At 59.1% G+C, this 13,527-nt stretch carries 13 protein-coding genes; 2 read left to right on the forward strand and 11 right to left on the reverse strand.

Translation table 11 applies throughout. The features are described from left to right. From wecB to ACSQ2A_RS22120, 6 genes are all read right to left on the reverse strand, one after another. Complete coding sequence (gene wecB / locus ACSQ2A_RS22095; protein ID WP_436073999.1) at positions 1–1,134, reverse strand: non-hydrolyzing UDP-N-acetylglucosamine 2-epimerase; 1,134 nt, start codon at positions 1,132–1,134, stop codon at positions 1–3. After that, positions 1,131–2,240 (reverse strand): UDP-2-acetamido-2,6-beta-L-arabino-hexul-4-ose reductase, encoded by a 1,110-nt coding sequence (gene wbjC, locus ACSQ2A_RS22100; RefSeq protein ID WP_436074000.1) that lies wholly within the window; start codon positions 2,238–2,240, stop codon positions 1,131–1,133. The genes wecB and wbjC overlap by 4 nt, the downstream gene beginning before the upstream one ends. Beyond that, a complete protein-coding gene (locus ACSQ2A_RS22105; RefSeq protein WP_436074001.1) occupies positions 2,240–3,274 on the reverse strand; it encodes a polysaccharide biosynthesis protein in 1,035 nt (344 codons plus the stop codon). The genes wbjC and ACSQ2A_RS22105 overlap by 1 nt, the downstream gene beginning before the upstream one ends. 70 nt (positions 3,275–3,344) lie before the next feature. Then, positions 3,345–4,124: an AglZ/HisF2 family acetamidino modification protein gene (locus ACSQ2A_RS22110; protein WP_056310818.1), complete on the reverse strand. Its 780-nt coding sequence runs from the start codon at positions 4,122–4,124 to the stop codon at positions 3,345–3,347. A 2-nt stretch (positions 4,125–4,126) separates the two neighbouring features. Beyond that, the gene (gene hisH, locus ACSQ2A_RS22115; protein ID WP_436074002.1) at positions 4,127–4,741 is read right to left on the reverse strand and encodes an imidazole glycerol phosphate synthase subunit HisH; all 615 of its coding nucleotides are present in this window, start codon (positions 4,739–4,741) and stop codon (positions 4,127–4,129) included. Then, a complete protein-coding gene (locus tag ACSQ2A_RS22120; protein WP_436074003.1) occupies positions 4,738–5,898 on the reverse strand; it encodes an N-acetyl sugar amidotransferase in 1,161 nt (386 codons plus the stop codon). The genes hisH and ACSQ2A_RS22120 overlap by 4 nt, the downstream gene beginning before the upstream one ends. Before the next feature lie 200 nt (positions 5,899–6,098). Here ACSQ2A_RS22120 and ACSQ2A_RS22125 point away from each other — a divergent pair, with 200 nt between their 5' ends. Further along, entirely contained in the window at positions 6,099–6,608 is a 510-nt protein-coding gene (locus ACSQ2A_RS22125) for an acyltransferase (protein WP_436074004.1), read from the forward strand. 4 nt (positions 6,609–6,612) lie between these two features. Here ACSQ2A_RS22125 and ACSQ2A_RS22130 read toward each other — a convergent pair whose 3' ends face one another. Both ACSQ2A_RS22130 and ACSQ2A_RS22135 read right to left on the reverse strand, forming a co-directional pair. After that, a complete protein-coding gene (locus tag ACSQ2A_RS22130; RefSeq protein WP_436074005.1) occupies positions 6,613–6,774 on the reverse strand; it encodes a hypothetical protein in 162 nt (53 codons plus the stop codon). Between the two features lie 419 nt (positions 6,775–7,193). After that, positions 7,194–8,423 carry a glycosyltransferase family 4 protein gene (locus tag ACSQ2A_RS22135; protein ID WP_436074006.1) on the reverse strand — a complete coding sequence of 410 codons (1,230 nt, stop codon included), beginning with the start codon at positions 8,421–8,423 and terminating at the stop codon, positions 7,194–7,196. A 74-nt stretch (positions 8,424–8,497) separates the two neighbouring features. Between ACSQ2A_RS22135 and ACSQ2A_RS22140 the strand changes: the two genes are divergently transcribed. Then, positions 8,498–9,799 (forward strand): hypothetical protein, encoded by a 1,302-nt coding sequence (locus tag ACSQ2A_RS22140; protein WP_436074007.1) that lies wholly within the window; start codon positions 8,498–8,500, stop codon positions 9,797–9,799. A gap of 142 nt (positions 9,800–9,941) precedes the next feature. Here ACSQ2A_RS22140 and ACSQ2A_RS22145 read toward each other — a convergent pair whose 3' ends face one another. Genes ACSQ2A_RS22145 through ACSQ2A_RS22155 form a run of 3 tightly spaced genes read right to left on the reverse strand, consistent with a single transcriptional unit; the run spans position 9,942 to position 13,525 of the window. Next, a complete protein-coding gene (locus tag ACSQ2A_RS22145; RefSeq protein ID WP_436074008.1) occupies positions 9,942–11,324 on the reverse strand; it encodes a lipopolysaccharide biosynthesis protein in 1,383 nt (460 codons plus the stop codon). A 27-nt stretch (positions 11,325–11,351) separates the two neighbouring features. Then, positions 11,352–12,452 carry a DegT/DnrJ/EryC1/StrS family aminotransferase gene (locus ACSQ2A_RS22150; protein ID WP_436074009.1) on the reverse strand — a complete coding sequence of 367 codons (1,101 nt, stop codon included), beginning with the start codon at positions 12,450–12,452 and terminating at the stop codon, positions 11,352–11,354. Positions 12,453–12,460: 8 nt separating this feature from the next. Continuing rightward, a complete protein-coding gene (locus ACSQ2A_RS22155) occupies positions 12,461–13,525 on the reverse strand; it encodes a Gfo/Idh/MocA family protein (protein ID WP_436074010.1) in 1,065 nt (354 codons plus the stop codon). Between the last annotated feature and the right edge of the window lie 2 nt (positions 13,526–13,527).

The raw sequence follows: 13,527 nt of genomic DNA on the forward strand, positions 1-13,527 counted from the left end.
TCAGATGGTTTGCTTCCACACCGTGCGCATGACGTAATCTCGATATGAGTGGATGATGCGCACGACCTTGTCAGAGACATTGGGCATCGAGTAATCGGCGACCTGTCGCAATGTCCGATCAACGCCGCGTCCCTGCGTGCTCAAAATTGCCATGGCCTGTAATACGCGATCGAGGTCGAGACCGGTCATCATAACCGAAGCTTCTTCCATGCCTTCGGGTCGCTCGTGGGCCTCGCGCAGGTTCACAGCCGGGAAATTGAGGATGGAGGACTCCTCAGTGATGGTGCCGCTATCGGACATCACCACGCGCGCACCCATTTGCAGGTTGACGTAGTCATGGAAACCCAAGGGTTTGAGCAATTGCACATTACGGTGGAAGGTGGCCCCCATCGCGTCGATACGCTTTTTTGTCCGTGGATGGGTCGAAACAATCACGGGTTCGTCAAACTGTTCCGCGACACCATTGAGAAGGTTGATGAGCTTGCCAAAGTTAATGTCCGAATCGACGTTTTCTTCGCGATGAGCGCTCACCACGACATATTTGTTCTCCGTGAGACCCAGGCGCTGGCGCGCATCGGAGGCATCGATCTGGCTGCGGTAATGCGTCAATACCTCAAACATTGGGGAGCCGGTCTTAATCGTGCGATCGGGGGGTAGACCCTCGCGCAGGAGGTATTCGCGGGCAATATCGGAATAGGTCAAGTTGACGTCTGCAGTATGATCGACGATGCGACGATTAATTTCTTCCGGGACGCGCATATCGAAGCAGCGATTGCCAGCTTCCATGTGGAAGATTGGCACCTTGCGGCGTTTGGCGGGAATGACCGCGAGGCAGGAATTGGTGTCACCCAATACTAGCAGAGCTTCGGGCTTTTGCTCGGCAAGTACGGCATCGACCTTGCCGATAATGTTGCCGATAGTCTGAGCCGCCGTATCGCCCGCCGCTTCCAGAAATATGTTCGGGCGGCGCACACCGAGGTCGCTGAAGAAAATCTCGTTCAGCTCGTAGTCGTAGTTCTGGCCGGTATGGATCAGCAGGTGATCGCAGTGCTCGTCAAGCCTGGCGAGCACGCGGGACAGGCGGATGATCTCCGGCCGGGTGCCGACAACGGTTGCAACTTTGAGACGCTTCATTGCGGTAGCACCCTCGAGGCTATCGTGTCGGGCTTATTCCGGTCGAACACTTCATTGGCCCAGAGCATGACGACCATGGTGTCGTCGCCGATATTGGTGATGTCATGGGACCAACCCGGCACCGTTTCGACCACTTGGGGCTGGTCCGCATTGGTCTCCAACGCGAAGGTCTCGTCCGTTAGGACGTTCCGGAAGCCGAAGCGGGCCTTGCCCTGGACGACCAGGAACTTCTCGGTCTTGCTGTGGTGATAGTGTCCGCCGCGGGTAATACCCGGATGTGCGGTGAAGAAGGAAAATTGGCCCGCATCCGGCGTTCGCAGCATTTCGGCGAACGTGCCGCGCGGATCGGTATGCGCGACGAGCGGGTATGCAAAATCCTTGGGCTCGAGATAGCTGAGATAGGTCGCGTGCAGGGCCCGCCTGAAGCCCGTGCCGACGGCACCTGTGACCAGGGTTTGGCGGCTGTCGCGCAGGGTCTCGATCTCGGTCACGAGGGCTCCCAGCGTTGTCTGGTAGACCGGCTCGACCGCAACCGGTGTGCCGCCCCCATTGGCGATGAGAGCGAGCAACGCCTCAATCACGTCGTCTACATAGACGAGGCGAAGCAATGCATCGGGGTCGTTGATCTTGATCGGCAGGCCCTTGGCGATGTTGTTGCAAAAGGTGGCGACGACGGAATTGTAGTTGGGCCGGCACCACTTGCCGAAAACATTGGGCAGCCGCCAGATATGCACCGCCGCGCCGCTGGCTTTGCCATAGGCAGTGAGGACATCCTCCGCGGCGCGCTTGGAGCGCCCGTAGGGATTGTCGTGCTCGGCCTGAATGGACGAGGAATAAACGAGCGGCAGCGGCTTTTCGAGTTGTCCCAGGGCGGTGGCGAGCTTTTCGCTCATGCCGAGGTTGCCAGCTTCGAATTCGGCCTCGGTTTCGGGTCGGTTGACGCCGGCCAGGTGCACGACGAAGTCCGCGCCGCCGAGCTTTTCGGCGATGGCATCGACGTCCAGATCATGCCCTATCTCAACGACCTGGTGATCGATCTCGCTCAGCCGCACGACGAGATTCTTGCCGATGAAACCGTTGGCCCCGGTGACTGCGATCGTTGCCATCAATCCTCCAGCGTCGGCGTGCGTCCGGCCACGAGGTCACGGAAGAAGTCGAGCTTCATCAGCAGGTCGGCCATGCTGTCGACGTCAAGGCGCGTGGTATTGTGTGAATTGTAATCCTCGGCGCCGGTGATCGTCGTTTCGCCCTGTTCGACATACTTCGCGTAGTTGAGGTCGCGGAGGTCGGGCGGAATGCGATAGTAGTCGCCCATGTCGACCGCATTGGCCATTTCTTCGCGGCTGAGCAGCGTCTCATAGAGCTTTTCTCCGTGACGGGTGCCGATGACGTCGATCGGGTGCTCCGCTACGCCGAGACGCTGGCGCATCGCATCGGCCAGAACGCCGATAGTGGCGGCAGGCGCCTTCTGCACAAAGATGTCGCCGTTGTTGCCATGCGTAAACGCGTAGAGCACGAGGTCCACGGCATCGGACAGCGTCATCATGAAGCGCGTCATATGGGGATCCGTTATGGTGATGGGTCTAGCATCGGCAATCTGCTGTGCAAAGAGCGGGATCACCGAACCGCGCGAGGCCATGACATTGCCGTAGCGGGTGCCGCAGATCACCGTCTCAGAATTGACCAGCTCGCGCGACTTGGCGACCATGACCTTTTCCATCAAGGCCTTTGAGATACCCATGGCGTTGATAGGGTAGACGGCCTTGTCGGTCGAAAGGCACACGACGCGGCTGACGCCATTGTGGATCGCCGCCTCGAGCACGTTTTCCGTGCCCAGCACGTTGGTCTTGACCGCTTCCATCGGGTGGAATTCGCAAGAGGGAACCTGCTTGAGTGCGGCTGCGTGGAAGATGAAGTCCACGCCTCGCGTGGCTGAAAGGACACTGCCCGGGTCCCGCACGTCGCCGATATAGAACTTAAGCTTGTCGCTCTGGAACCGCTTGCGTTGGTCGTCCTGCTTCTTCTCGTCGCGGCTGAACACGCGGATTTCCCGAATGCCGGTGTCCAGAAACCGCTTGAGCACGGTATTGCCGAAGGAGCCGGTCCCTCCGGTAATCAAGAGCGTCTTGCCGTCGAACATTCCTGTCTATCCATTCTCGTCGAGCACTGACGATACGCGCCGGTGCTGGTGCATTTGCTGGCGACGCGCCTCAGCGCGGCAGGTTCTTCAGGACGATCTCGTCCTTCTGCGCCGGGTTGGGATAATTGATCAGGACCGCCCGGTAGTTGCCCTTGAACACGAAGAGGCTACCAGCGGCCGCGCCGATAATGCCGCATCGGCCAATCAGCGCACCGATATCGTCAAGCGAACCGGCGCCACCTAGAACCGTGACCGGCAGCTTGGTGGTCGAGCGGATGCGCTCGGCCAGATCGAGGTCATAGCCCTTCATCATGCCGTCACGGTCGATGGAGTTGATGACCAACTCCCCGGCACCGCGGCTTTCGAACTCGGCGACGAGCGCGGCCAGGCCCTCACGGACCTTCTTGCTGCCATTGTGGGTATATACGTCAAAGTCCTTGCCAAACATGGGTTTCTTGACGTCGAGCACGACGACCACGCTCTGGCTGCCGACTTCATCGGCGATCTGCGAGACCAGCGCCGGATTGTTGATGGCCGCAGCGCTAATGGCGACCTTTTCGACGCCGAGTCCGATGATACGCTTGGCTTGTTCGCGCGTCGTGACGCCGCCACCGTAGCAGAGCGGCATGCGGCACTCGACCGCCAGATGGCCGATCATGGTGAAGTCGGGCTCGCGCCGCTGCGCGGTGGCGTCGATATCGAGGACGACGAGCTCGTCGGCCTCTTTCTCGTTGAAGATCTTCACCGCATTGATCGGGTCGCCGACATATTTGGGATCCTTGAAGCGCTGCGTCTTGACGAGGCCACCATCGCTGACCAGCAGGCACGGAATGATTCTGGGTCGCAGCACGGTCAGAACTCGGCGAAGTTCTTGAGGAGCCGCGCACCCCAGTGGTGACTTTTCTCGGGGTGGAACTGCACGCCGGTGACATTGCCTGCATGCACGGCACATGGGAAATCCTGGCCGTAATTCGCAATGGCCGCGACATCGTTCTGGTTGGCGGCGGCAAAATAGAACGAATGAAGGAAATAGAAGCGGGCGTCGGTTTCGAGCCCCGAGAAGAGACCGAAGGACTGGGTCGCCGACACGTCATTCCAGCCCATATGGGGTAGGGGCATGTCATTGCCGATCGGCAGCTTGCGCAGCGACTGGACGTGACCAGGAATCCAGCCCAGGCCGGCCCGTGTGCCTTCGTCGCTGCTGTTGGCGAGGATCTGCATCCCTACGCAGATGCCTACGACTGGGACCTGCTGGCGCAGGACGAGATCGTCGAGCGTGCCACGCATGCCGGAGGCATCGAGCAGGTCCATGGCGTGGTCGAAATGGCCTACGCCGGGCAGGATGAGCTTGGTGGCGCCGAGCAATTCGTCGGACGAACGGGCCAAGCGGCTCTCGATGTTGAGCCGTTTGTACATGTTGGAGAACGCACTGATGTTCCCCAGCCCGTAGTCGACGATGGTGATCATCGCATCACAGCCTTCTGAATGCCCAGTGCTCGCAGGACCCTGGTGCCCAAGTCGATAAAGGTCATCGCGTTCTTGTAGTCCTTGTAGGTCTTGTTCGGACCGGCATGGATCGCGCGCAATTCTTCGACGGGGAGACCAAGCTTAGTGGCGATGTATTCGAAATCCTGGTTCACGTCTTCAGGATTATAGGCGGGCTTGGCGATTTTCTCGAGGGCCTCTTCCCGGGTCATCTGGCCGGTCAGGATGAGACTCGAGAAGTGCGCGCGGCGCTTGTCATAGCCGAATTTCGTCGGCAGCCAGTAGCCCTCGTAGAAGCGCGTGAAGCGCGACTCGTAATGCTTGTGCGCATAGCGCTGCCATCCGAACTTGTCGGACAGTTCCTGCATCGCCGCTTCCTTGAAGAAGGGGATATGGTTGAGCGGCTTGACCACGCGCACGTTCTTCACGAAGCGATAATAGAGCTTGAAGGTGAAGATGTCCGCCAGCGGGAAGGTTTTGAGCGGGCGCGTGCCGAAGCGCTTGTGGATGTCCTTGAGCTGGCGAAGGTCGGAAGCGTGATAGTGCCATTCGAGCGGCTCGCGCACGCATTCGGTGGAATAGTTAGCGCCGGTCAGGATGTACTTCACGCCGTTCTTGGCCGCGTAGTTGTAGAGGCCGGCGAAGAAGGCGTGGTCCTGCGGCGTGTCGAGATGGGGCACCTGCGCCTTGAAGAAGGCGAGCTGCAGATCTTTCATTTCCTGCCAGTTGATCACTTCGGTATGGAGATCGAGGCCCAGCCCGTCGACGAGCTTTTCTATATTGTTGACGGCCTGTTGCGAATTCCATCCGGCATCCACGTGAAAGAGTAGGGGGCGGAGGCCGAACTTTTCCTTGGCCAGATAGACGACATAGGACGAATCCACGCCGCCGCTGATGCCGATGATGCAGTCGTGGTCCTTGCCCTTGCCGTCGCGGCGAATCTGCTCGAGCATGGGCTCGAGTTCGCGCGTGCCCTGCTCGTTGGGGTGCCAGTGCGGCACAATGTTCTTGTGGTAATTGTTGCAATACTCACACCGGCCGCGATCGTCGAAGACGATCTTGGAGTCGGAAGTGTCCATGATGCAGTTCGTGCAGATCTGATATGGGCGTTTGCCTGCCGTCTCGTTAGCCATCTGCATTCCTGAACTGCTGCTAGCAGCCCATGCGGGGCGACTAGGTGTTTTGACAATCTGGGGGCTGATACCATCAGCGCCGGTGCTTTGGAAGGGTTGTTCAGTTCCGTCCTCATGACGGCCGCGGGCGTCTTGCCGGGCTTGCCAAGGGTGATGCCGGTCATGCTAATGAAGCCGAAACCCCTCTATCGGTGCAAGAGAGCCTCATGCCAGCGACTATTCACGAAAGTGCCTATGTGGACGAGGGGGCCATCATTGGCGAGGGAAGCCGTGTTTGGCATTTCAGCCATGTCATGGGCGGCGCAAGCATTGGGCGCAACTGCGTGCTCGGCCAGAACGTCATGGTCGGACCGGGCGTGTCGGTCGGCGACAATTGCAAGATTCAGAACAATGTCTCGCTCTACAAGGGTGTCGAGCTCGAAGACGGTGTGTTCTGCGGTCCCTCCTGCGTCTTCACCAATGTCGTCAATCCGCGCGCCTTTCTTGAGAAGAAGGAAGAGTTCAGGACCACCTTGGTCAGGAGCGGAGCCAGCATCGGCGCCAATGCCACAATCGTCTGCGGCGTCACCATCGGGCGTTATGCCCTGATTGGCGCTGGCGCCGTGGTGACGCGCGATGTACCTGACTACGCCCTGATGCTCGGCGTGCCGGCACGGCAGGTCGGCTGGGTAAACAAGGCCGGCGACACCGTGGCCGAAAGGCAGCCGGACGAGTAGTGCGTCAGGCGAGGCTAGGAGTTGCGCTTTCGGTTACGGCTTCGCTCTCCACGCTAGGCAGCACCTTGATGGTCACCATGGCGATGAACATGAGCAGGAAGCTATTGCTGAACATCGACCCGAAAAGGCCACCCGAGAATATGAACCAGCAGAAAATCACCCGCATGCACTGAACCGACAGGTCGTCGGATCGCGCGAAGAGGCGGAGGGCCTGCCCGACGATAGTGAGAAGGCGACGACACCGGCCCAGCCGAAATTGACAAATGTTTTCATGAAGAAAACGGCATTGGCCGTGCCGGTGGCGGCGAATTCAAATGGTCAGTAAGACGACGGCATCGAAATTGACGCGCCGCTGTCAGCCGACCGAGGATGCTGTCCTTCAAGCCGCTCTTCAAAAACACCGATTCCGTGTGCGGCGGTTATGAGCGCAAGCCAGAGAACCAGTTTGACCGCAGAATCCGGCTGGGGCCGGATGTCGAAGTAGGATGCAGCACCCCTGGGGTGAGCGGTCTCGAAAATCGTGTCCAGGTTCGTGACGACCTAGGTTGGAAGAAATTCAGAAGTCTTGGACATAATTTGCGACTCTCACGCCGCAATCCTCTTAACGCGCTTGTAGACCTCTAGGAGTTGTTCTGAGTTTGTTGCTGGGGAGAAATTGTTGACGGCTAGCTGGCGAGCGGCGTCTCCCATTCGGCGTATCTCAAACCGGTCAGCGTCAAAACGGGAGATAGCTTTTGCTAAGGCCTCCGCATCTCGTGGGGGAATGGCAATGCCGGTTGTGTTTGGTACCAATGTATCGGGAGAAGGATCTGTAATGGCGACGATACTTGGAACGCCAGCAAACGCGGCCTCGAATATCGGCCTTCCCGGAGCGTCGTAGTGGCTTGCAAAGCAAATCACGTCGATTCTAGTGTAAACGCATTGGATGTCTGTCGTGGCTCCGAGCATGTGAAACCTGTCTGCCACACCCAATTCCTTGGCGCGTTTAAAAAGCTCTGATCGTATGTTTTGCGCCAAGCCGCTTTTCGAAAGGGCAGCCGCCGACGGCCCGGTGTCGCTGATCGTCGTTCCACCCACAATTACGAAGTCTACATATCTACCTTGGTCCTTTAGCAGCCTTGCTGCTTCCACCATTTCAAAGAGGCCCTTGGAATGGTGCAGGTTACCAACAAAGCCCACCTTTAACGTTTCATTAGGCAACGCTTCGATCGCTCGGATAAGCTCTACATCTGGAGTGTTGGCGACTTTCGGCGTGAAAGAGTTGTGGATGACGTCAACCGCAATATCGGCAGGAAGTGAAGCGCGAACGTTTTCATCGATGGCGATGACCGCATCGGCGTGCTTTCGAAGTAAGTTACAAATCAGCCTGTATCGCTTCGACTTTGGGTCCAAGTTTTGCACCGAACGTACATGCACAACAAGCGGGACATTGAGCATGCGCTTGGCGTATATGGCCGGAAATATCTCCAGCACTTCATTGGTGTGGATAAGGTCTATTTTCCCGCCCCAACGTTTCTTCGCTGCCCTCACGGCGAAGTAAGAGTGCGGGGCCAAATACGCCTCTCGAAGCAGTATAAGCCAACGTCTGCCCGCGTAGTGGCTGTAACGCGTATTGTCAAATCGCGAGAGTCCACGGGTTTGTATCAGATCCGACGCAATCGTCTCGTAGAAGTCTACCGATGTTCCTTTGGTGGCCAGAAAGTACGCATTGACTGTCCCTTGTGGCAATGCGCCCACCGCCTCGAAGAGGCTTCGGGATGCGCCGCCAAACGGGCCTACGCCGTCCATGTATAGAACGGATAGTTTTTTTGTCATGACAAAACTGGACCTTCTGAGGTATGCGGCTAGACGGTTTTAGACGCTTCTACAGGAATCACGCAGCGGTGAGAATGGTGATTGAGCAAGTTGCCGGCCAACGAGTAACTGTGGCGGGCGAAGTTGCGGCGTTGGTTGTTTTACTAGCAATTTTCCCAGGTTTTTTTGCGTATCACATGCTGTCGGCATGGGGTCTTGTGCCGCTTGTGATTGGCAACGGTTGGAGCGTTTTGAACATCATGGGCCTTGGTGTGCTAGGGCCCATATCGGTGGTTTTGGCTCTGAAGCAAAAAGTAGACTTGCGCTGGCACCTGCCGTTCATCGCGTTCTTCGTGGTAGTCATCGCCTATGTGCTCGGCTACCGCGTTTTCGGCGATGCCGTTCAGCAGCATCGAGTCCTGTTTTCTGAGGGGATCAAATTCGCTGGTAGTGCAGCCTGCATATACTTGATTGGGGTGCTGATGCCACGCAACGGACCCATTACAGGGCTTGTGGTCGTGTCGCTTGCTGTAACTGTTTCCATTTCTATAGCTTTATCGGACCGCGATGCACTAAAACTAGATCCCAACACGTGGAATGGCTTAATATATGAGGCCGCAAATTACCAAGCGTTGGCGCGTTCGGTGTTGCCCGTCGTCGCAATCGCAATTGCTTTCGTTCGTAGCCCGCTAAAGCAAGCGATTATGATCGGACCTTCGTTGTTAGCGTTGTTTATGATTGGGGGACGTTCCGAGTTCATAGGGGGCACAGTACTCGCCTTCGCTTGGGGTATCACATGCCTCTCGCGTAAACTCTACTGGCCCGCCGCGGTGGCAGTTTTGTTTTCGATGCTCCTGTTCGTGCTAGCTCTTGGCGGGCTTTGGGCGGAGAAGAATCTGCCTTTTTTTGAGACCGCGTTTGAGCATCCCAGTTCACCGGCTGAGATAACCCCGCGTCAGATGGAGATATTTGATCCGGAGGGTTCCCGGTCTCTTGATGAGCGGTCTCAGTTGTTGCATGAGGGTTGGGCGGCCATTGTCAGTAGCCCAATAATTGGGGACTATGGCGGGCAATTTCGTTCCAACGAGGACTTTGGTCGGTACATTCACAATGCATTGTCGTCATGGCAGCAGTTTGGCCTGTTAGGTTTTATTCTTTACTTGACTGGTTGTGTTGGCGCTTTTGTGCATTCTGCCAAAGCGGTACTTATAGATCGTTGCGACGATCCGAAGGTTCGCTTGGCATTCTACTGGTCCGCAATGTCCTTGGTGCTGATAGCGACGGTAAAGGCAGTTTTCTGGGCTCTTCCGATGCTTTCGTGGGGCATTGTTGCAGGACTAATGGCTTCGCGTGGATCGGTAGAACGCCTAGAGATTCGAGACGCTGTACGCGCGTAGACATATCGTGATGGCGCATTTTCTGTTACCTACCGGGATCACCATGCCAGCCCTCGACTGGGCCCTATTCAGTAGTTCAGTGTCCGGAGACGCTACCCCTAGGTGGCCAAGCCCATTTTGCAATTAGGTCTTGCCCGCTTGCCTAGAGGCTTGCGTATGTAAGAAGTCCTTCGATCGCGAAGCGGCCACTCAGGCCTGTGACGATCCAGAACGCCAGGATCGGAATGGATGAGAACAGCCGGGTGAGCACTGTGTCGGGCGTGACGCCGGTCAGACGCAGGACGACCGCAAGATACAATGCGTAGAACACTGCCCCTGACAGGGCATAGGCTTCCGACAGGTAGGCGCCGGGCAGCGAGACAGCCAGCGCCACCGTGCCAGTGCGCATGACGAGGCCAAAGCCCTGCAGAAGAAAGGCCTCGCGCAGGCGGTTCTGGATGTGCAGGGCCAGGGAGATGGGTGAGGCCAGAAACTGCATGACGAACCAGGGGGTCATCCAGGTGACCAGGACGCCGGCGCGGGTCCAGTCTGCACCGAAGACCAGCCGGAAGAGTTCGGGCGCCACCACGCCTATGCAGATGATCGGCCCGACGCCACTCTTGAGCAGGCCCCCGAGCACCTCGGCGGTGAACCTGCCCATTGTGCCGGCTCGCGCCTCTTCCGGGCCTCTCGACATGTAGACCTGAGACACTGCGTTGCCGATCAGGCTCATCGGCACCTGCATCGCATACATGCCTAGGCTCAGATAGCCCGCTTCCGGGCCTACCGACCAGGCACTGAGCAGGATGATCGGCAGGTAGACTGCCGCGCTGTTACACATGGCCTCCAGCGTCGAGAACTTGGGAAAGCGGTCGTATTGCCGCGCCATGCGGGCGATATCGTGACGTCCGACCCGTCCGATCGTTGCCTGTTCTTCGCGCCACAAGCGCCAACCAAGGCGAATGGAACCCACGCCGCTGTTTGCGAGTTGGCCGAGCAGCAGCCCGAGTGGCGCGATGCCGGCTACGCCCAGCGTGATCTGCGTCGCTGAATTGCCGGCAGCCTGCATGACCCGATTGCGGGCGAGCTGACCGAACTGCTTGCGCCGGACGAACCAGAATTGCAGCGTGCTGTAGGCGCCGGCCAGAAATGTCGCCACCGGCACCAGCCAGAGATAAGGCGCCAGCTCCGGGTGGCCCAGCCATCCGGCGAGGGTCGTGGAGAACAGCGCGGCCGCGACGAGCAGCACCAAATTGAGCGCCGCGGCTATGCCCAGGGAGAGCAGCACGACCGCCATGCCGTCCTCATCCTTCAAGGGAAGCGGTACAGCGATGTCGAAGCGCAGGCAGGTGCCGACGGAGAGAATGGCGATGATACCGGTGAAGACCGCGAGGGTGCTGAAATCAGCAGGCGTGTAGAGCCGAGTGGCCACCGGCAGCGTGGCGGCCAGAATGGCCTGGGCCACGACCGTGCCGCCGACAAGAATGCCTACGGCCCGCATGAATGGGCCACCCAGCGCTTGCTTCACTCTGTCAATGAGGCTCATGGGCGGACCCACAGCGGCTGGCCGCGATCATAGCGGCAGGGCCGCGATGATCATGTCCTGCGTCTCTTCCGACAGATAGGGGTGCATGGGAAGGCTCAGCACGCGCTTCGAGACTGCCTCGGCATTGCTCAAGGTGCCGGAAATGCGCGAGATCGGACCATAGGCCGGCTGCAGGTGCAGCGGAATGGGGTAGTGGATGGCAGTGGGGATACCCTGTTCCTTGAGGGCTGCGACAACGGCATCGCGATCGGCCACCTGGATAGTGAACTGCGCCCATACGCAGCTCCGGTCCGGCCGGACGACTGGCAACTGGATGGAATTAATACCGGAAAGGCGATCCAGGTAGCGCTGGCCGATCGCGAGACGACGCTCGACCTCCCACTCGAACTGTTCGAGCTTGGCCAGGATGACAGCCGCCTGGATCGTGTCCATGCGGCCGCCGACGCCGACGCGGACATGGTGATAGCGCTTGCCTTGGCCGTGCACGCGGATCTGGCGCATGACGGTTGCCAGTTCGGGATCCGAGGTGAAGATGGCTCCCCCATCGCCATAGCATCCGAGCGGCTTGCTTGGGAAAAAGCTGGTGCAGCCGATACGACTGACATTGCAGCTCGTGGCATCACGATAGGTCGCGCCGAAACTCTGCGCGGCATCCTCGATGACTGCGAGACCGTGCCGGTCGGCGATGTCGTTGAGCTCCTGCATGTCTGCGGTCTGGCCGTAGAGCGAAACCGGCATGATGGCTCGCGTGCGGCTCGTGATCGCGGCTTCGACTAAGCTGACATCGATATTGCAGGTATCGGGCTCGATATCGACGAAGACCGGGGTCGCCCCCACCAGCGCGATGACCTCGGCGGTCGCGGCAAAGGTGAAGGGAGAGGTGATCACCTCGTCGCCGGGGCCGATGCCTACGGCCATCAGCGCGATCAGCAGCGCCTCGGTGCCTGAGGATACGCTGATGCATTCCGCACCGCCGACATAAGCGGACAGCTTGGTCTCCATCTCCCCGACTTCGGGACCCATAATGTACTGGCCATGGTCCAAGACAGCCTGAATGCGGGCGTCCACCGAGGGCTTGAGCGCCGCATACTGGGACTTGAGATCGATGAAGTCGATGGCGCTGGCCATTGGCAATCCTATAGGGGGTCGAGCGGCAGGTGGACGCGTTGCCCGTCCCGAGCGGCGCGGTAGATAGCGGTGAGTACTTCGAGCGATTTCAGACCCTCGCGGCCATCGGTCTCGGGAGCAGCCTCGCCGCGCAGGACGTGGATGACATTGTCGTAGTAGAGCGGGTGACCGAAGCCGTAGACCGAGCTGGTCTCGTAGCTCGCGCTCTCCAGCTCGGCATCGTCGGGATGCGGCTCGGCGAACTCCCAGTGCTGGATCTGATTAACGGCCAGGCCGCCGACGCGGACGGTCCCCTTCTCGCCGAGGATGGTGATGCTCCCCTCGAGATTCTTGGGGTAGGTCAGCATGGTGACATTCATCGAGCCCATCGCGCCCGAGCGCCAGCGCAGACTGACGACACCGCTGTCCTCCGCCTCTATATTGCGGGCCAGCGTGCCGGTATATGCTTGGAGGCTTTCGATCGGGCCGATCAACCAATCGAGCAGGTCAACGTAGTGGCTGGCCTGATTCATGAAGGCGCCACCGTCGAATTCCCAAGTGCCGCGCCAATCCGCGGCGTCATAGTATTCCTGGGGCCGCGTCCAGAACACATTGATGTTGACCATGTATATACGGCCAAAGCGCCCCTGCGTGATGGCGCGCTTGAGCAATTGCAGGGTGGCATTGCGGCGGTTCTGCTTGACCACGAAAAGTCGGACGCCCGCCGCATCGCACGCTTTGACCATGCGCTGCGCGTCGGCCCAGCGCGTGGCCATCGGCTTTTCTGTCATAACATGGCGGCCAGAGCGCGCGATCTCGATAGCCTGCTCGGGATGCAGGCCACTCGGGGTGGTCAGGACGACGATGTCTGCATCGGTCCTTTCAAGCATGGCGCCGAGGCTTGCATGCGGCCGGGCTCGGGCCTGCTCCGCGGCCGCCTCAACTGCGCCGGGAACGATGTCGCAGACATCGACGAGCTGGGCGCGGTTGTGGTGCTTGGCGATCGCGGCAATGTGGCTCTGCGCGATGCGGCCACAGCCAACAAGGGCAAAGCGGATCTGGCGGTCGGTCACCGGGGGAGCGAAAGTGTGCATGA

Origin of the sequence: Devosia sp. LjRoot3 (genome assembly GCF_964252865.1) — a bacterium.
In the GTDB taxonomy this organism is placed as follows: Bacteria; Pseudomonadota; Alphaproteobacteria; order Rhizobiales; family Devosiaceae; genus Devosia.